The organism is Jeotgalibacillus proteolyticus (genome assembly GCF_050107735.1).
In the GTDB taxonomy this organism is placed as follows: domain Bacteria; phylum Bacillota; class Bacilli; order Bacillales; family Jeotgalibacillaceae; genus Jeotgalibacillus; species Jeotgalibacillus proteolyticus_A.
In genome coordinates this window covers 441,905-459,855 of sequence record NZ_JBNILO010000002.1, presented here as the reverse complement: position 1 = coordinate 459,855, position 17,951 = coordinate 441,905, and the positions used below count along the sequence as shown (strand labels likewise).

The 17,951-nt window shown below is 42.7% G+C and carries 19 protein-coding genes, 1 riboswitch and 2 other annotated features; of the genes, 15 read left to right on the top strand and 4 right to left on the bottom strand.

The genetic code is table 11. The annotated features are described in order from the left end of the window. Positions 1-20 precede the first annotated feature (20 nt). From ACQCT8_RS05125 to ACQCT8_RS05115, 3 genes are all read right to left on the bottom strand, one after another. Positions 21-140 (bottom strand): FCD domain-containing protein, encoded by a 120-nt coding sequence (locus tag ACQCT8_RS05125; protein ID WP_426869051.1) that lies wholly within the window; start codon positions 138-140, stop codon positions 21-23. A gap of 132 nt (positions 141-272) precedes the next feature. Next, positions 273-1,208, bottom strand: coding sequence for a P1 family peptidase (locus tag ACQCT8_RS05120; RefSeq protein WP_426869049.1), 936 nt, complete (start codon positions 1,206-1,208; stop codon positions 273-275). A 413-nt stretch (positions 1,209-1,621) separates the two neighbouring features. Continuing rightward, the gene (locus ACQCT8_RS05115) at positions 1,622-1,903 is read right to left on the bottom strand and encodes a hypothetical protein (RefSeq protein WP_426869047.1); all 282 of its coding nucleotides are present in this window, start codon (positions 1,901-1,903) and stop codon (positions 1,622-1,624) included. Between the two features lie 365 nt (positions 1,904-2,268). Here ACQCT8_RS05115 and ACQCT8_RS05110 point away from each other — a divergent pair, with 365 nt between their 5' ends. From ACQCT8_RS05110 to ACQCT8_RS05085, 6 genes are all read left to right on the top strand, one after another. Then, on the top strand, positions 2,269-3,126 hold the full coding sequence (locus ACQCT8_RS05110; RefSeq protein WP_426869044.1) for an HNH endonuclease signature motif containing protein: 858 nt from the start codon (positions 2,269-2,271) through the stop codon (positions 3,124-3,126). Between the two features lie 162 nt (positions 3,127-3,288). Further along, a riboswitch (FMN riboswitch) is annotated at positions 3,289-3,428 on the top strand. Positions 3,429-3,534: 106 nt separating this feature from the next. After that, entirely contained in the window at positions 3,535-4,620 is a 1,086-nt protein-coding gene (gene ribD / locus ACQCT8_RS05105) for a bifunctional diaminohydroxyphosphoribosylaminopyrimidine deaminase/5-amino-6-(5-phosphoribosylamino)uracil reductase RibD (RefSeq protein WP_426869042.1), read from the top strand. 16 nt (positions 4,621-4,636) lie between these two features. Beyond that, on the top strand, positions 4,637-5,287 hold the full coding sequence (gene ribE / locus ACQCT8_RS05100; protein WP_426869040.1) for a riboflavin synthase: 651 nt from the start codon (positions 4,637-4,639) through the stop codon (positions 5,285-5,287). Between the two features lie 13 nt (positions 5,288-5,300). Then, positions 5,301-6,494 (top strand): bifunctional 3,4-dihydroxy-2-butanone-4-phosphate synthase/GTP cyclohydrolase II, encoded by a 1,194-nt coding sequence (locus tag ACQCT8_RS05095; protein ID WP_426869038.1) that lies wholly within the window; start codon positions 5,301-5,303, stop codon positions 6,492-6,494. 12 nt (positions 6,495-6,506) lie between these two features. Further along, positions 6,507-6,977 carry a 6,7-dimethyl-8-ribityllumazine synthase gene (ribH, locus tag ACQCT8_RS05090; RefSeq protein ID WP_278239214.1) on the top strand — a complete coding sequence of 157 codons (471 nt, stop codon included), beginning with the start codon at positions 6,507-6,509 and terminating at the stop codon, positions 6,975-6,977. 400 nt (positions 6,978-7,377) lie between these two features. Then, positions 7,378-8,667, top strand: a complete 1,290-nt coding sequence (locus ACQCT8_RS05085; RefSeq protein ID WP_426869035.1) for an NCS2 family permease — start codon at positions 7,378-7,380, stop codon at positions 8,665-8,667. Positions 8,668-8,751: 84 nt separating this feature from the next. Here the strand turns inward: ACQCT8_RS05085 and ACQCT8_RS05080 are convergent, their stop codons facing one another. Further along, a complete protein-coding gene (locus tag ACQCT8_RS05080) occupies positions 8,752-9,027 on the bottom strand; it encodes a hypothetical protein (protein WP_426869033.1) in 276 nt (91 codons plus the stop codon). A 110-nt stretch (positions 9,028-9,137) separates the two neighbouring features. Between ACQCT8_RS05080 and dapF the strand changes: the two genes are divergently transcribed. The 9 genes from dapF to trpA all read left to right on the top strand — a co-directional run bounded on the left by dapF (position 9,138) and on the right by trpA (position 17,926). Beyond that, on the top strand, positions 9,138-10,130 hold the full coding sequence (gene dapF, locus ACQCT8_RS05075) for a diaminopimelate epimerase (protein WP_426869031.1): 993 nt from the start codon (positions 9,138-9,140) through the stop codon (positions 10,128-10,130). 23 nt (positions 10,131-10,153) lie between these two features. Continuing rightward, the gene (locus tag ACQCT8_RS05070; RefSeq protein WP_426869029.1) at positions 10,154-10,879 is read left to right on the top strand and encodes a TIGR02206 family membrane protein; all 726 of its coding nucleotides are present in this window, start codon (positions 10,154-10,156) and stop codon (positions 10,877-10,879) included. 63 nt (positions 10,880-10,942) lie between these two features. Then, positions 10,943-11,186: a binding site (T-box leader), on the top strand. A 38-nt stretch (positions 11,187-11,224) separates the two neighbouring features. Beyond that, positions 11,225-11,439 (top strand) — a binding site (T-box leader). Between the two features lie 55 nt (positions 11,440-11,494). Continuing rightward, entirely contained in the window at positions 11,495-12,898 is a 1,404-nt protein-coding gene (gene trpE, locus ACQCT8_RS05065) for an anthranilate synthase component I (RefSeq protein WP_426869027.1), read from the top strand. After that, the gene (locus ACQCT8_RS05060; protein WP_426869025.1) at positions 12,895-13,464 is read left to right on the top strand and encodes an anthranilate synthase component II; all 570 of its coding nucleotides are present in this window, start codon (positions 12,895-12,897) and stop codon (positions 13,462-13,464) included. The genes trpE and ACQCT8_RS05060 overlap by 4 nt, the downstream gene beginning before the upstream one ends. A gap of 45 nt (positions 13,465-13,509) precedes the next feature. After that, complete coding sequence (gene trpD, locus ACQCT8_RS05055; protein ID WP_426869023.1) at positions 13,510-14,532, top strand: anthranilate phosphoribosyltransferase; 1,023 nt, start codon at positions 13,510-13,512, stop codon at positions 14,530-14,532. After that, positions 14,529-15,329, top strand: coding sequence for an indole-3-glycerol phosphate synthase TrpC (gene trpC / locus ACQCT8_RS05050; RefSeq protein WP_426869021.1), 801 nt, complete (start codon positions 14,529-14,531; stop codon positions 15,327-15,329). Before trpD ends, trpC begins: the two co-directional genes overlap by 4 nt. Next, entirely contained in the window at positions 15,326-15,937 is a 612-nt protein-coding gene (locus ACQCT8_RS05045) for a phosphoribosylanthranilate isomerase (protein WP_426869019.1), read from the top strand. Before trpC ends, ACQCT8_RS05045 begins: the two co-directional genes overlap by 4 nt. Further along, positions 15,934-17,139, top strand: a complete 1,206-nt coding sequence (gene trpB, locus ACQCT8_RS05040) for a tryptophan synthase subunit beta (protein ID WP_426869017.1) — start codon at positions 15,934-15,936, stop codon at positions 17,137-17,139. Before ACQCT8_RS05045 ends, trpB begins: the two co-directional genes overlap by 4 nt. Beyond that, positions 17,132-17,926, top strand: coding sequence for a tryptophan synthase subunit alpha (gene trpA, locus ACQCT8_RS05035; protein WP_426869014.1), 795 nt, complete (start codon positions 17,132-17,134; stop codon positions 17,924-17,926). The genes trpB and trpA overlap by 8 nt, the downstream gene beginning before the upstream one ends. Positions 17,927-17,951: the final 25 nt, after the last annotated feature.

Sequence of the window (17,951 nt, the reverse complement as noted above, 5' to 3'; positions counted from 1 at the left end):
CCAATCAACGCTTTTTTCTATTACAATACATGCACCGAAAAATCCAAATCCGCCTGCAAATGCTTCTTCATTAATTCCTCAGCTTTCTCGGCATCTCTATCCTTAATCGCTTCATAATTCTCCTCATGCTCATCAATCAATCCAGGTCCAATTTACTCATGATTTGGTAAAAGAGCTATTTAAAGTTAAGAAGCCTCTAAGAAAACAATTTCTTTGATTATTATATGAAAAAACAATCCCTCATCTAGTAGCAGAGGGATTTGCTCAAGTTTTTAATTAGTGTTTTTATAGGCCATTTGTACTTCGCGTATAATGGCCTCTTCCAATACCAATGCAGCTGCGGTACCCACTGAATCCACGGCAAAATCACCTGTTAATCCGCTTGTATCGGTACCTGTGGCTAGGCAGAAAACTGTATCTCCGTCCTCTTGAAGATGTGAAGGGGAAATGGCTCGGGCCAATCCGTCATGAGCGATAGTTGCTACTCGACTGGCTTCAGATTTGGTCAGTATTGCATTTGTCGCGATAACAGCAAGTGTAGTACTCTTAGTCCTCAAGCCAAGTGGTACATCTCCGTCTAACATTGCCCGAGTTTGGTTGACGAAAGTTCCGTCAGGTCTTAGGGCTCCAGCGATAATGCTCCCCTTATTCCAGATGTCACCAAGTGCGTTTACAATCGCCAAAGCTGCCACCACAGGACCGCCGGGGATAGTCCATGATGCACTACCCAAACCACCTTTCATTGGTAGACCGTAAATTTTCCCTAAAGTTGCACCTGCTCCAGCACCAACGCTACCTTCCTTCACAGAACCTGCATTTGCAGCTTGACAAGCAGCGTAACCCATTTGTGTGTTTGGCCTTCGTGAACCTTTCGCGTAAACAATATCATAGATTACCGCTGCGGGCACAGAAGGCAATGGACCTACTCCTGTCTTATGGCCAATACCTCTCTCACTTAGCCAACGCATCACTCCATCCGTGGCTGCCAGTCCAAAATTACTTCCACCAGTGAGGAGGACTGCATGTATCACCTCCGTAGATGTCCCAGGTCGAATGGCGTCAGTTAGTTCAGTTCCAGGGGATCCCCCTCTAATATCCACGCCAGGGACAGCCCCTTCAGGGTAAAGAATTACTGTACAAACAGTGCGACCGCTTTCGTCTTCAGCATTTCCCACCATGATTCCGGGAACATCAGTAAGACCTCCCATATTTGATCTTGTCTCCTTTCCATTTTTCTATTAATGAAGGGAAATGTTGGTAAGAAGTAATATAATTTCGTTTAATACACTTGCTGTTTTTCATTAATAAGTGCATCTAATTAGTGAATAAACAGTTTGAATTCTGATGAATAATATCCTCCAGAGTACAATTTTGTGCTTACCGATAGTATGATACTCTGTTTAATGATATGACATTAAGCTTAGATTTTTAAATGAAGGAACACTATAAAAGAAATGCCAGCAAATTTAAGTACAAGAATACATAGTATCCTAAACTCCAGGGGTTAGGGGTTTTATCTTTGTACTAAGTTGCACATCAACTTTTAAAGGATCAAGTGAATCCTGTACATATTTAATAATACGGAACACTAAAGATATGGAAGTCGAAAACTCTCGTTTCATTAATTATCTCCATTTATCAATAAGTTATTGTCCATTAGAGCATCTTCATATGATGGTTTTAAGATTAAAGGATTATCCCAATCACAAGCTCCTGGACCATCTAAAGAATTAAAATTAATTCTCTCCCACTCTCCCTCATACTCGTTATCAATGTAGTATAAAGCGACAGCACTATAAGTTTCATTATTAATCCTAATCGGATTCTGGATGGTACGAAATTGCTCATTGGCAAAATTAAAAACTGTTGAATTCCTCTTATTTAATTTTTTAAATTGGCTCAAATTTTAATTCCCTCTTTTTCCTGACTCTGATCCGTAAGTACTGGTATCAGGTGTTATATACCTATTATAAGAGTAACGAGAAATTTTTGTTTTATATAAATGTAACTATAATCTAAATTTTTGATAAGAATTCTACATAAAAACAGGTAATAAATATCAAATTTACATATTAGTAGTGATCGATGAATGTAAATCTTAGAGACATATAATGGCACTGACAAGGATATAGTCTAATTTTTCAAAGTTATCTATAGAACCATATGATAGTTCTATTTTCGACATAAAAAGACAAAATAATAATTTTTATTCATTTATAATCACAGATAATTGATTAAATTTATGAAGTTCACAATAGGAGGACTGAAATGGGGAGAGATCCAATAGGAAGGAAAAAAAGAAGATATTTAAGGAAAGAGGTTGGATTTGGTTGTCCAGTTGAAGGATGTAGAGTTCCATTTTTAGAGTATCACCATTTTGACCCCCCTTACCGTGAAGGTAAGATGCATAACCAAGATGGAATGATCGCTTTATGTCCTACTCACCATAGACAGGCGGATCAGCAGACTTGGTCGGTTCAAGATTTACATGATATGAAAAATATCAAAGTCAGAGAACCTGCTAAAGGTAAACTTGAATGGAGTATCGCCGAAGCTTTTTTAGTTACAGGGTCTAACTATTTCTTGGGATCTTCATTTAATCTTAGGATTAACAACATTGAGTTATTTAGTTTGCAGCAAGATCATAAGGGCAGATTATCGATTAATGCACTGCTATGGAATGAAAATCGAGAAGTAGTTGCTGAAATTAAAAATAATGATATGCTAATAAATCATATGAGACTGGAAGATGTAGACTGCATGTCTTCTGGAAAAGAAATACTATTTAAGACTGCTAACAGATCAAATTTTATACAAGTTAGATTTGAGCGGAAGTCTATAGTAGATGTTATTAAAGATATTAAAGCTACGATGGATCCATTAGTGAAAAATACTTTGACTAAGTTAATTGAAGAGAAAGAAAAAAACGGAATGATAAATTTAATAAAGTTTAATGCAAAAATAAAGAATAATGAATTTATATTTGATGCAAGAGATGAAAATATTACTTTCGATTTTAGAAAAGTTGGTTTGGGTAAGGGCGAATACACAGATAGAGTTCATGCTAATGCTAGCTTAAAAATAAGTAGTAAAGCTGGAAAAGAATTAATCTACTTAGGCAACTGACTTATAACTTAAATATTTAGAAGTCTAAATATTTTTGAGGACGAAATGGGGACGAAATTCAAAACTGGGGACGAGAATGGACAAAGAAGCAAAGGTAAGCTGGAGACAAAAACCTTTACAAGACAACGTTTCATAGGACATAATGAGAATACAATTGAATCAGTGTTCCTTCGGGGCAGGGTGTAAGTCCCTACCGGCGGTGATGGACAGCTGTTGTGTCCTTAGTCCGTGACCCGGCGATGCCGGTGGATTTGGTGAAACTCCAAAGCCGACAGTGATAGTCTGGATGAGAGAAGGAAATATACGCGGACCGTTTCCTATTGCGGTGCCCGTTTATTTAGCGATTTTTTAAAAGCCCCTTTTGTACAAAAGGGGCTTTTTTGGCTTAATTCTTCCGATGAGGATGATTTGATGGATGAAAAATGGATGAAATTAGCGATTGAGATGGCAAGAAGTACGATGGGCCAGACCTCTCCCAATCCTGCTGTGGGGGCTGTTGTAGTCAATCATGGCCGTGCAGTTGGTATGGGCGCTCATTTAAAACCCGGTGAAGGCCATGCAGAAGTGCATGCATTGAAGCAGGCAGGCGATCAGGCAGAAGGCGGTACAATTTACGTGACGCTTGAGCCGTGCTCACACTATGGCAAAACCCCGCCTTGTGCGGATTTGATTATTGAAAAGAAACTGGCGAGGGTCGTTGTGGCATCTGTTGATCCGAACCCTCTTGTCGCAGGCAGAGGACTCAAAAAACTGGAAGAAGCCGGACTCGATGTGACTGTCGGTGTCTTAAAAGAAGAAGCGCTTCAATTAAATGAATTCTTCTTTCATCACACTGCCACTCAAAAGCCGTTCGTGACGCTGAAAGCAGCGATGACTCTTGATGGCAAGATTGCGACAAGCTCCGGCAGCAGTAAGTGGATTACGTCTGAGGAAGCGCGTGAAGACGTTCATCTCGATCGTCATCTGCATGATGCGATATTAGTGGGAGCAAATACGGTGAAGCAGGACAATCCATCATTAACTGCGAGACTTCACGGAGATGCCATTTCACCTGTACGGATTGTGCTTGACACTTCTTTGTCTATCCCGACAACTTCTGCTGTATTAACAGATGGTCTTTCTCCAACCTGGGTCATATGCGGAAGTGAGGCTTCTGAGGAAAAAGAATCACTTTTAACGGGGGTTGCTCATGTCCGTGTTATCAGAATGCAAGCGGAATCGATAGAGCTTCCTGAGCTTTTATCCCTGCTCGGGAAAGAAAAAATCCTTTCTCTTTATGTAGAAGGCGGCGCGAAGATTCACGGTGCTTTTTTAGATCAAAAAGCGGTGGACCGCATGATTATCTATATTGCGCCAAAGATCATCGGTTCAAGAGATGCTTTTTCTGTATTTAATGGAGAAGGTGTGCTGACAATGAATGAAGCAGTTGACCTTTCCATACAAGAAATAAAAACAGTCGGACGGGATATCAAAGTAACAGCAACGTTAACTTAAGAAAGGGTGAGAGACATTGTTCACAGGAATCGTGGAAGAAGTTGGGGCAGTGGTCTCCATCAACAGGGGCAGAGAGTCCATGGTGCTTTCCATTGAAGGACCCAAAGTGGTCAGCGATGTTCACCTCGGTGACAGCATTTCTGTAAACGGGGTTTGTTTAACGGTAACCGGTTTTTCCAAAAACACATTTACAGTGGATGTCATGCCGGAAACGGTCAAGGCATCGACGATTCATCAGTTAAAGGTCGGCTCGAAAGTGAATTTAGAGCGTGCGATGTCTGCGAACGGCAGATTTGGCGGACATTTTGTATCCGGTCATATTGACGGCACTGGGACCATTCGTTCCACTCAGCAGAAGGAAAATGCGATTTACATTTATATTGAAATGGACCCTTCTTTAATGCCTTATTTTATATTGAAGGGATCCGTTTCTGTAGATGGCACATCCTTAACCATTTTTGATGTGGAGGAATCGGCGATTATGATTTCCCTCATTCCACAAACCGTAGAAGAATCGGTGCTCGGTAAAAAGAGAGTGGGAGATCTCGTGAATATTGAATGTGATATGATTGCGAAATATATTCACCGATTTGTTCAGCCTGCAGCGTCTGCAAAGAAAAAAGGGGTAGACGAAGCATTTTTGCAAAAATACGGATTTATGAATTAGGGAGGCTGTCTGTATGTTCGATCGTATTGAAGAAGCAATTGAGGATTTAAAAGCAGGTAAAGTGGTGATCGTGGTCGATGATGAAGACCGGGAGAATGAAGGTGACTTTATCGCGCTGTCTGAAAATGTGACGGCAGAAACTATAAATTTTATGATTACAGAAGGCCGTGGACTGGTGTGTGTGCCAATTACTGAGGAGCGTGCAAAAGAGCTTCAGCTGAAGCCGATGACAGATACCAATACCGATTCTCACGGCACCGCTTTTACAGTGAGTGTGGATCATGTTCAAACGACTACCGGAATCAGTGCACCGGAGCGGGCTTTGACTGTAAGAGAACTGATCAAGCCAGAAGCCAAAGCGGCTGATTTTAACCGCCCTGGTCATATTTTTCCTTTAGTAGCGAAGCCGGGTGGTGTACTGAAACGTGCAGGTCATACAGAAGCAGCGGTTGATCTAGCCGTTTTATCAGGTGCAAAGCCTTCAGGTGTGATCTGTGAAATCATTAAAGAGGACGGTACCATGGCTCGTGTGCCGCAGCTTAAAGAAATCGCTGATAAATTTAATTTAAAGATGATCACGATTCAGGACCTGATTGCGTACCGCAGAAATAAAGAAAAACTGATTCAGCGTGAAGTGGAAGTACAGATGCCTACCGAATATGGGGAGTTTAGAGCTGTCGCTTATACAGAAACTCTGACAGGCCAGGAGCATGTCGCGCTTGTAAAGGGCGATATCTCATCAGTGGATCCTGTGCTGGTCCGTGTACATTCAGAGTGTCTGACGGGTGATGTGTTTGGTTCGAATCGCTGCGACTGCGGTCCTCAGCTTCATGCGGCACTTTCTCAAATTGAAAAAGAAGGCAACGGCATCCTTCTGTACATGAGACAGGAAGGGCGCGGAATCGGTCTTATTAACAAGCTTAAAGCCTATAAGCTGCAGGAAGAAGGACTCGACACCGTTGAAGCAAATCAGAAGCTTGGGTTTGCGGCAGACCTGCGCGATTACGGGATTGGCGCACAAATCCTAAAGGATCTTGGAGTAACCAATATGAGAATCCTGACCAACAATCCAAGAAAAATTGCGGGTGTAAAAGGCTACGGCTTAAAAGTAGTGGAACGTGTAGCCATTCAGATGCCGACAAAAGAACAAAATGCAAAATACATGGAAACAAAAAAATCAAAGCTTGGACACATGCTTAAATTCTAGGAGGAATCATTCATGAAAAACGTTTATGAAGGACATTTAATCGGAACAGATCTTAAGGTGGCAATCGTAGTAGGCCGCTTCAACGAATTTATCACAAGCAAATTGCTTGGAGGAGCAGAGGACGCGCTTCGCCGGCACGGTGTAAAGGAAGAAGACGTTTCAGTTGCGTGGGTGCCGGGTGTTTTTGAAATTCCTGTTGCGGCTCAGAAATTAGCGAAGTCAGGCAAATACGATGCGGTTATCACACTTGGCACCGTTATTCGCGGCGCAACCCCTCATTTTGAATATGTCAGCGGGGAAGTAGCAAAAGGTGTAGCAAATATTGCCCTTAATGAAGGACTGCCGGTTATTTTTGGAGTGCTTACTACCGATACAATCGAGCAGGCAATTGAGCGTGCAGGAACAAAAGCAGGAAATAAAGGCTGGGAAGCAGCAACAGCAGCGATTGAAATGGCAAGCCTCTTCAAAAGCATGGACGTTTAATTTTTTTAGGTGATCATTTGGTCAATCATTAAGTTATATACTAAAAAGAGGTCGATTCCCATACCTGAAAAAAGGTAAAAATGAGCATTATCTATTAACAGTAGGAGGTGCGCGGAGCGGAAGGTGGCGACTCCCTGCAGGATATGACGGCAAGCTGAGACTTTGCAGGGCAAGGCCCTGAAAAGGCTCTGCGCCGTCCCTGCGGAAAGCGTCCGCCTGAAGTGAAGCGAACCGGTCAAAGAGCCAGAGACGCTTTTTTTGTCTCGGGCTCTTCATTTTGTTTCAGTTCAAAAAAAGTAATGACAATTTCTTTTAATGACAGTATAATAACAGCTTGTGGCTGACTTTGTAATGAGGTTGAGCGGGTAGGGAGAGGGCGCTTGCAAAGGCAGGCAATTATATGAAAGTGATAGGAGATTTTTTTGGTTTAACCACTCATCAGACTTCTTTTAAACAGGAAGTGATGGCTGGAGTAGTAGGATTTTTTACGATCGTGTACATTATCGCGGTCAATGCACTCATTTTATCTCAATCGGGGATGCCGTTTGAGGGAGCTGTCATCGCAACCATTATGACGTGTGCTTTAGGTTGTTTTTTAATGGCCTTTATTGGAAATGCTCCGATTATTTTGGTTCCAGGCATGGGCATCAACGCCATGTTCACGTACACGCTGGTTCAGGCGATGGGCTTTACATGGCAGGAAGCACTCGGCATTGTGGCAATGTCAGGAGTTCTATTTATTATCGTCGCTTTTACCAGGCTGTCGGGAATTTTAAATGATGCCATTCCTCAATCGTTAAAAGATGCGATCACCGTGGGTTTGGGCTTTTTTCTTCTGCTGATCGGCCTCGAAAAAGGCGGTCTTGTGGTTCAGGGCGAAAATTCGTTGATTGCCATAGGGGATTTTGCTCAGCCGGCAGCACTTGCGACTATTTTGACGCTGCTTGTGGCATTTATTCTCTTTGTAAAAAATGTTCCGGGTCATTTTTTATGGACCATTTTATTTGGAACCGCACTGTCATTTGTATTGGGTATTCAACCGCCAAATACAAGTGAGTCTCTATCGTGGGATTCATTAATCTGGTTTGAATTATCATTTGAAAGATGGCTTGAAATTCCTTTTTGGGTCGGAATATTTTCCCTGACCATGGTGCTGGTTTTTGAAAACATAGGGCTGATACACGGCCACGCCAGTTTTATTAAAAGACCTGAGACCTATAGCCCGGCTTTGAAGGCAAATGCTTTATCTGCTTTTAGTTCAGGCTTTTTAGGCACCAGTCCGACCGTTTCTACTGTAGAGTCTACAGCTGCTATGGCAGCCGGAGGAAGAACCGGACTGACTTCTTTAACGATCGGTGTGTTATTTCTTGCCTCAACCTTGTTCATTCCATATATGGGGTATATACCGGATCATGCTGTGGCACCGATCTTAATAATTATTGGCATCTTAATGATTCAGCATATGCGTCATATGAATATGGAGGACTTTACTGAATCGATTCCTGCGATTATGCTGATTGTCATGATTCCATTTACGTTCAGTATTGCAGACGGAATTGCTATTGGGTTTATTTTATATCCATTTATGAAATTCATTATGGGAAGAGCAAAGGAAGTGTCCATTCCGCTATACAGTATCGCAGCGCTATTTCTGCTTTATTTTGTACTTCATTATCTTCCATTTATATAAACGTTCGTTAACAGCGAAAAGCCGCCGGCAGGTCCGTTAAAGGACTCACCTGCGGCTTTTTAATTTTTTTCCCTCTCAAAAGATTCAAGCCAGTTCATATAAAAATCTTTTTTGAGGCTTTATATAGCGCTTTAATTCGGATCCTAATTTTCCTCTTAGATTTTTAGGAGCTACTGCTGATGCAATGTCTAAAGGCTTAGGATAGATGCCTACGGGATTCAGTTCTACACGAATCACACCTTCAAAATAATCCATTTTTTCGTGATCCAATATTCTCGTTTTAACGTATATTAAGTAACGGTCGCTTTCCATTTTTTCTACCTTGTGAATATCAAAATAAAATTTAAATTCTTCAAACATGTCATCACCTCAATTTTTCATTGGCTTCTATATTAGCAGTATATCAATCTTGCGAAAAAAATGAGAATATGGCAACCTTAAATGAAACTACGAAAGCGAGAGGAAACAGGATGAAAATTTCAGTGATGAAAAGTCATGGATCAAAAAATGATTTTATAATTATAGATGAACAGGAACGTTTAGTGTTAAATGATGACCAGCGCGCTTCTCTTGCGGTTCATTTATGCGACCGCAGCAATTCCATTGGAGGGGATGGCATCCTGTACATAACAGAAAGCCGCACTGCACAGGCGAAAATGCGTGTGTTTAACTCAGATGGCTCTGAAGCATCCATGTGCGGAAATGGGCTGCGCTGTGCTGCACGCTATATCGCTGAACGGGACGAGGTGCAGAAGTTTAAAGTGGAAACCATGAAAGCTGACCTGACAGTTGAAAAGGTTGAATCTCTTTATGAGGATATCCCTACCTATGCAGTTGAGATCTCTCCTATCCTCTTTCAGCTTGATTCACTCCCCCTTCAGCTTGATCAGGAGACACTTTTTAATCAAGTTGTACCCGAGTGGCATGAAACTCTGCGTTTTTCGGCTTTAGCCGTACCAAACCCTCACTTGATTACTCAGGTAACAGAAGAACAGCTGCTCAGCGGGCTGCAGCAGAAGCTCGCACAATCATTAAATTCTCCTAATCAGTGGTTTACAGATGGGGTTAACGTGAGCTTTGTAGTACCACTTGAACCTAATCAAATTTTTGTGCGAACTTATGAAAGAGGGGTTGGATTTACCAACGCCTGTGGTACAGCTATGTCTTCTTCAAGTTTGATTCAGGTTATGCTGGAGCAGGGAGAAGCTGGCATTCCCATTGATGTCTATAATGATGGGGGCCGTGTAAAATGCGTCATTCATAGAAAAGACGATCAGTTTCACCATATTGATTTAATTGGAAATGCGACGTTCACAGATGAATATACACTTGAGTTCAGTGAAAACGAGATCATTCCTGCAGTTCAGCATGTGAAAAGCACTGGAGAGGAACTGATCTATCAGAGAATGGCAGAGGCTTCAAGAGAATTCGTAACGGGGCATTTGCCAGGCTTAGATAAATAAACCGAAAAAACGGAGGGGAAGGAGTGGGGATCGTATTTTCACCAACTGATTATAATCCATTTACTCTTTTCTCTTTCAGTCATGTTGCCATGATTCTCTTTTTCGGGCTGGTTTTTATTGCTTCTGTCCAACTGTTCAGTAAAAGCCTAACGCAGAAAAATCACAAAGTGATCGTTTGGACTTTGACAGCCATCCTGCTCTTTTCTGAACTTACCTATCAGATTTGGTCCCTTTCTGTTGGGATCTGGGATGCGAGATATTTTATTCCGATTCAGTTATGTTCCTTCAGTACGTTTTTTGGCATGTATTTATTATTCAGGAAAAGCACCTCTATATTTTATTTCTTCTTTTACGTTGCTTTTTTTCCGCCGGTTTTTGCTTTATTAACACCGGACTTGGTATATGGGTTTCCGCATTACTTCTATTGGAAATTTTTCTTCCAGCATATTGCGATTCCCATTACGGCGATTTATCTGCTTTACAGAGATCATACAAAACTGCCTGTCCGGTCGATGTTCATCGCCTTTGCTGCTTTAAACGCGGCAGCGATTCCTATTGGTTTTGTGAACAGCCTGCTGGATGCAAATTATTTTTTTCTGGCTGGACCGCCTGTTTCGGATACGGCTCTTTCTCTATTCGGTGAAGGATGGGTATACATTTTGCAGCTGGAAGCAGTCGCCATCGTCTTTTTCTTTTTAACTTTTTTGATTGGCAAAGGGCTGTTAAAAAAGAAAAAAGCTTTACTGTAAAATAACAGGTTGATGGTTGACATTTAATTTGGTTCGTACTAATATAATAAACAATCAAAATATTTTAACGCGATGAAGAAGAGAAGTACCATAATCTTCTTTTTTAAGAGAGCTGGTGGGTGGTGAAAACCAGTAAAAGAATTTATGGGAATGGACTTTGGAGTATCTGGCTGAGACCAATTGGAGGTAGGCACAGACGGTTCACAACCGATAACAGTGGCAGGAGGGCGAAATAATTGCTTCCTGCAATGAGTGGGTTTCTTTTGAAATCAACAAAGGTGGTATCACGGGTCTTCCCGTCCTTTTTTACAGGACGGGGAGGCCCGTTTTTCATTACAAGAATAAGTGACTTCAATGACTGGAAAGAGTAGCACAATACTTGCTGACTAAAGAGAGCCTGCGGCTGGTGAAAGCAGGAGAGCGGATTGTGTGAATGGGTCCAGGAGAGCTGTTTTGAAGAAAGTAAAAACAGACGGTTCATCCCCGTTAACAGGTGCTAAAGTGAGAGCGGTTTTCCGCTCTAACGTGAGGTGGTACCGCGGGTTGTTCCCGTCCTCCGTGCAGACTTTTCTGCGCGGAGTTTTTTTATTTATTCTAAATTAAGAGGTGGAAAAGTTGAGAAAAGAAGAGATGAGCAGAGTCAGAAGAAAAGTAGTAAACGGGGATTCCTTAACGCCCATTACAATATTTCAAAGTGTAAAAGGAAAGAAGAAATGCCTGCTTGAAAGTTCGTTAAAGCATGAAGAAACCGGCAGATATTCGTTTATAGCGGCTAATCCGTATGCTGAAATCACTGGAAAAGATAACGAAGCGGTCATTCACGATTATTTAGCAGCCGATAAAAAAGCGGAAACCGGAAAACCCCTTCAAATCATTGAACAATACTTAAAAAATCAGCAAATTACGCCACCAGACAATCACCCATTTGCGGGAGGTGCAATTGGCTATATTGGCTACGACGCCATTAGGATGTATGAGGATATCGGCAGCATGCCAAGCGATGAACTGCAGATGCCGGATATTCATTTAATGCTCTATGACACGATGATTATGTATGATCATAAGCGCCATGAGGTGACGATTACCGTTTTAAATCCTCAGAACCACTTTACGGAAGAACAGCTTGATGCCAAGCTAGGAGCGATCGAAGCTCAGCTGACAGATTTTCAAAATGTCCAGACCGGGCTCGATCCGTTGTCAATCCTGACATATGAATCTAATATTGATAAGCAGGAGTATATGAATGCGGTTCAGAGCGCTAAAGAGCACATTAAAGAAGGCGATATTTTTCAGCTCGTCCTGTCACAACGGCTAAGTGCTGAATTTACCGGTTCTGCTTTTTCTTTTTACCGCAAACTAAGACAGGATAATCCTTCTCCTTATATGTTTTTTATTGAGTTTGAGGACTATACGGTACTTGGTGCTTCGCCTGAAAGCTTAATAAAGGTTGCTGGCAGAGACGTTACAACCAACCCGATTGCAGGTACGCGGAAAAGAGGAAAATCAAAGCAGGAAGATCAGCTTCTTGAAGAAGAGCTGTTGAGCGATGAAAAAGAGCTGGCTGAGCACCGGATGCTGGTCGATCTTGGACGAAATGATCTTGGGAGAGTATGCAAAATCGGAACCGTTCAGCTGACAAAATATATGACCATTGAAAAATATCAGCATGTGATGCATATTGTGTCAGAGGTGAAAGGGCAATTGACTGAAAATATGACCGGTCTTGAAGCACTTGTTTCAACATTGCCTGCCGGAACGGTTTCAGGAGCCCCAAAAATCAGAGCCATGCAGCTGATTAATGAATATGAACCTGCTAAACGCGGTGTTTACGCAGGAGCTGTTGGCTATGTCGGGTTTGACGGCAATCTTGATTTTGCTCTTGCCATTCGGACCATGGTGATTAAAGAACAGGTCGCCTACGTGCAGGCGGGTGCAGGAGTCGTATATGATTCGGTTCCTGAGATGGAATATGAAGAAACCTTAAATAAAGCCCGTTCGCTATTGGAGGTTAGATCATGATCCTTTTAATCGATAATTATGACTCGTTTACGTATAATTTGTATCAATATTTAGGTGAGATTGATGAAGTCAAGGTGGTTAGAAATGATCAGATTACACTAGAAGACATTCAAAAGCTGAACCCTTCATTAATTGTGATTTCACCCGGCCCAGGGCACCCTGATGATGCAGGGATTTGCATCGAGATGATTCAGAAGATTGGGTCATACACTCCGATATTGGGAGTTTGCCTGGGTCATCAGGCGATAGGAACCGCGTTTGGCGCGACTGTTGAGAAAACGCCGAATGTAATGCACGGAAAGGTATCGAGGATTACCTATCAGGCACAGGAGCTTTTTGGTCGAGGGAATGAGATAGAAGTCATGCGTTATCACTCCTTGATTGTAAATCGTTCCACGCTGCCACAAGAGCTGGAAGAAATTGCAACATCAACAGATGATAATGTCATTATGGCATTGAGGCATCGGAAATTCCCTATACTAGGTTTACAGTTTCATCCGGAATCCATCGGAACGGCTGATGGTATGAATCTCATAAAGCAGGCAGTCCATTCATTAGTTGAGTAGGGAAAATGAGAGAACAGACGAGAAGAGACAGGAGAGTGGAGCATAATGAAAAAAGCACTTTTAAACGTTCAGCAGGGACTTCATTTGACAGAAGAAGAGATGATCACAGCAAGTGAAGCCATGTTTGATGAAAAAACAGACAATGAGACGATTAAAGCGTTTCTTCTTGCATTAAAGGAAAAGGGAGAAACAGCTGACGAAATCGTTGGGCTTGTTAAGGTCGTAAGAAGACATGCGATGCAAATAGATTCCCCGCTACAAAATGTCATGGATAATTGCGGTACCGGCGGGGATGGTTCGCAGAGCTTTAATATTTCAACCTGCTCGGCTTTCGTTATTGCTGGAGCTGATGTCCCAATTGCCAAACATGGAAACAGAAGTATATCGAGTAAAACTGGAAGTGCAGATGTCCTTGAGCACCTCGGCGTAAGGCTCGATTTTACGGCTGAAGAAGTAAGAGACCTGCTTGAGAAAAATAAAATCGCCTTTTTGTTTGCTCCCCATGTGCACCCGGGCATTCGAAAAGTGATGACTGCAAGAAAAGAACTTGGGGTGCCAACCATCTTTAATTTGATTGGACCGCTGACAAATCCCGTGGAACTTGATACTCAGCTGGTGGGTATATACAGACGTGATATGCTCCATACAATGGCAGAAGCACTTATCCGTCTGGGCAGAAGAAAAGGGGTTGTGATCAGCGGCGCCGGCCATATGGATGAAGCGTCGCTTTCAGGAGAAAACCATCTAGCGGTCGTAGAAGATGGCAGTATACGAAGTGTCGTTATAAGCCCGGAGGATGTGGGTTTGAAAGCTGTCCCTAACGAAAAAATACGGGGAGGCGGACCACTTGATAACGCCGCCATTTTACAATCGGTTTTATCGGGTGAGGATTCGGTTTATCGTGATACGGTGCTGCTGAATGCAGGTATTGCCCTGTTTGCCCATGGCTCAGCCCCTTCTATAGAAGATGGGATAGAGGCTGCTAAAAAAAGCATTGACTCCCAGGCTGCCTTAAAGCGGTTAACTGATTTAATTCATTACAGCAATCAAAAGGAGCTGGCAAAATGAGCAACACCATTTTGGATAAGATTCTCCGGTATAAAGCAAAGGAAGTCGAAAGCATTAAGAATGATCCAGCGTTAAAACTGAACAAAAAACTGAATAAACCATCTGTTGTCAGACTTGAGGATGCGCTGAATCAGCGCAGTCACTTGGGTGTAATCGCTGAAATCAAACGTGCCTCTCCTTCTAAGGGATTGATCAATGGCTCTATTGATCCTGTAAAACAGGCGAAGCTCTACGAATCTCATGGAGCCTCTGCGATTTCCGTACTGACGGATGAGGAATTTTTCCAGGGGTCAATGGAAGATCTGACAAATGTGGCAGCATCGGTTTCTATTCCGGTATTATGCAAGGATTTTATTATTGATGAAGTACAGATCAGACGGGCTAAAGAAGCAGGCGCGTCCATCATTTTGCTTATTGCAGCAGCACTAGACCAGAAAACACTGCTTGATTTATATCAAAAAGCGGTTCAGTTGGAACTGGAAGTGCTGGTGGAGGTTCACGATGAAGAAGAACTCGAACGTGCACTAGAAGTGGGAGCTGCGTTAATCGGTGTGAATAACCGCAATCTTAAAACGTTTGAAGTAGATTTAGAGATCAGTGGAAAATTAGCCGAGAAAATGCCTTTACAGGAAGTGCACTTTATCAGTGAGAGCGGTATTCTATCTCCGCACGAGGCCCAGCAGGCGGCAGCCTTTGGCGCTAGCGGCGTTCTCGTTGGAGAGGTACTGATGAAATCAAGTGATGCAGGAAACCTTCTGACTTCCCTGCAAGTGCCCTTAGCTGGTGAGAAAGAATGAAAGTCAAGCTTTGCGGAATACAAAAACCCAGCCATTTAGAAGCGGCAGCAGAAGCCGGAGCAGATTACATCGGTTTGATGTTTGCAGATAGCAAAAGAAAAATATCGGTTGAAAGAGCAGAGGAACTGGCTGCAGTGGGCCCGCCGCATATAAAACGAGTCGGTGTGTTTGTTAATCCAGCCCAAGAAGAAATAGATGAGGCAGTTCAAAAAGCTAATCTTGATATTATCCAGCTTCACGGAGATGAGAGTCCGGAGTTTTGCAGAAATCAGAAAAAGCCCGTTATGAAGGCGTTTAGTATTACTTCAGCAAAGGATTTTGAAAGAATGAAAGACTATGACGTCGACTATTACCTAGTTGATGCACCTGGAACGGATTATAGAGGGGGAAGCGGCAAGCGTTTTGACTGGTCCCTTATTCCAGAAGGCAGTCTGCCAGAGAGGCTGGTGCTTGCAGGAGGATTGACGCCTGAAAATGTTTATGAAGCTGTACAACAAGTGCAGCCTTATGCTGTGGATGTATCAAGCGGAGTGGAAATAGATGGAGAAAAAGACATAAACAAAATGATCGCTTTTATCAAAGAAGCAAAAAGGAGTGCGGCGCAATGACGACTTATATTCAACCAGATCAAAATGGGCAATTCGGACAATTTGGCGGCCGGTTTGTTCCGGAAACGCTGATGCAGGCAGTATTGGAACTGCAGGAAGCATATGAGGAAGCGCAGAAAGACCCGGCATTTCACGAGCTTCTTGAGCATTATTTAAAAGATTATATTGGCAGAGAAAATCCACTTTATTTTGCAGAAAACCTGACAAAACATACAGGTGGCGCAAAAATCTATTTAAAAAGAGAAGATTTAAATCATACGGGTGCCCATAAAATAAACAATACAATTGGCCAGTCTCTTCTTGCAGTGCGAATGGGCAAGAAAAAAATTGTAGCAGAAACCGGTGCGGGACAGCACGGTGTAGCAACGGCTACTGTTTGCGCCCTGCTGAATCTTGACTGTGTCATCTTTATGGGAGAAGAAGACATCAGAAGACAACAGTTAAACGTATTTCGAATGGAGCTACTAGGCGCTAAAGTCATTAGCGTGACGCACGGAAGCGGTACATTAAAAGATGCGGTCAATGAAGCAATGAGATATTGGGTCAGCAACGTGGAGGATACGCATTACATCATTGGATCGGTCCTTGGTCCTCATCCTTTTCCACAAATGGTTCGGGATTTTCAAAGTGTAATAGGAAAAGAGACGAAACAGCAAATCCTGGACAAAGAGCAGCGTTTGCCGGATACCATCGTTGCGTGCATCGGCGGAGGAAGCAATGCAATGGGCATGTTCTATCCTTTCATTGAGGACGAGGAAGTAAAACTTGTGGGAGTAGAAGCTGCAGGCAGCGGGATTCAGACTGGCAAGCATGCAGCGACACTAACAGCCGGTGAAGTAGGCATTCTCCATGGGTCTCTAATGTATTTACTTCAAAATGAAGACGGACAAATTCAGGAAGCACACTCGATTTCTGCCGGTCTTGACTACCCAGGGGTAGGTCCTGAACATAGCTTTCTACATGAAACAAAACGAGTTCAATATACTTCCGTCACAGACGATGAGGCACTCGATGCCCTTCAGCTGATGTGCAGAACGGAAGGGATCATTCCAGCATTGGAAACGGCACATGCCATTCATCATGCGGTGGAGCTGGCAAAAAATTCACCTAAAGATGAAATCATTGTGATTTGCTTGTCCGGACGTGGAGACAAAGACGTTATGACGGTTAAAAGTGCATTGGAGGAACGCCAAAATGGGTAAAGAACAGCTGCAGCAAGCAATCGAAAAGGTCGTCGAAAGAGGAAACAAAGCGTTTATCCCGTATATAATGGCAGGTGATCCGGATCTGAGCCATTTAAAAGAACAGCTGCTATTTCTTGAAAAAGCCGGTGCAACGGCAGTGGAGCTCGGAATTCCTTTTTCAGATCCGGTGGCAGATGGTCCGACTATTCAGGACGCAGGACAAAGGGCGCTTGAAAGCGGAGCAACCGTCAAAAAACTGATGACAGCTCTTGCATCATGCAGAGAAGAAGTTTCCATCCCTATTGTTTTGATGACCTATATTAATCCTTTATTTAAATACGGTTTGTCCCAATTTTTCAAGGACTGTCAAACAGCCGGTGTAGATGGAATCATTATTCCGGATGTACCTTTAGAGCAGCGGCCATTAATTGAAGAACATATGAATCAAACCGACCTGGCTTTAATTCAGCTCGTGACACTAACAAGTCCGGACCACCGGATCGAACGTCTTGCTAAAGCCTCAGAAGGATTCTTATACGCTGTAACGGTAACGGGCATCACTGGGGCCAGATCAGCGGTCAGCGAAAACCTGGAAAGCTTTATTTATTCCCTTAAAAAACACAGCTCTGTGCCGGTAATGGCGGGATTTGGAATCTCCACTCCTGAGCAGGTAAAGGAAATTTCGTCACTCGGGGACGGCGTTATAGTCGGAAGCCGGATTGTAGACCTTATGCATCAGGGTAAAAGAGAAGAGATTACTCAATTGATAGAAGCAGCTGTTGGAACTCCTGCTTCCCGTCAATAGAACGCCAGGCTGTCTGTTTTACAGA

What these genes read in the sequence shown, in the direction of transcription:
- ACQCT8_RS05120 (WP_426869049.1), bottom strand. Translation starts at nt 1,208, where the DNA reads ATGGGAGGTCTTACTGATGTTCCCGGAATCATGGTGGGAAATGCTGAA.
- ACQCT8_RS05110 (WP_426869044.1), top strand. Translation starts at nt 2,269, where the DNA reads ATGGGGAGAGATCCAATAGGAAGGAAAAAAAGAAGATATTTAAGGAAA.
- ACQCT8_RS05095 (WP_426869038.1), top strand. Translation starts at nt 5,301, where the DNA reads ATGTTCGATCGTATTGAAGAAGCAATTGAGGATTTAAAAGCAGGTAAA.
- ribH (WP_278239214.1), top strand. Translation starts at nt 6,507, where the DNA reads ATGAAAAACGTTTATGAAGGACATTTAATCGGAACAGATCTTAAGGTG.
- ACQCT8_RS05085 (WP_426869035.1), top strand. Translation starts at nt 7,378, where the DNA reads ATGAAAGTGATAGGAGATTTTTTTGGTTTAACCACTCATCAGACTTCT.
- ACQCT8_RS05080 (WP_426869033.1), bottom strand. Translation starts at nt 9,027, where the DNA reads ATGTTTGAAGAATTTAAATTTTATTTTGATATTCACAAGGTAGAAAAA.
- dapF (WP_426869031.1), top strand. Translation starts at nt 9,138, where the DNA reads ATGAAAATTTCAGTGATGAAAAGTCATGGATCAAAAAATGATTTTATA.
- ACQCT8_RS05060 (WP_426869025.1), top strand. Translation starts at nt 12,895, where the DNA reads ATGATCCTTTTAATCGATAATTATGACTCGTTTACGTATAATTTGTAT.
- trpD (WP_426869023.1), top strand. Translation starts at nt 13,510, where the DNA reads ATGAAAAAAGCACTTTTAAACGTTCAGCAGGGACTTCATTTGACAGAA.
- trpC (WP_426869021.1), top strand. Translation starts at nt 14,529, where the DNA reads ATGAGCAACACCATTTTGGATAAGATTCTCCGGTATAAAGCAAAGGAA.
- ACQCT8_RS05045 (WP_426869019.1), top strand. Translation starts at nt 15,326, where the DNA reads ATGAAAGTCAAGCTTTGCGGAATACAAAAACCCAGCCATTTAGAAGCG.
- trpB (WP_426869017.1), top strand. Translation starts at nt 15,934, where the DNA reads ATGACGACTTATATTCAACCAGATCAAAATGGGCAATTCGGACAATTT.
- trpA (WP_426869014.1), top strand. Translation starts at nt 17,132, where the DNA reads ATGGGTAAAGAACAGCTGCAGCAAGCAATCGAAAAGGTCGTCGAAAGA.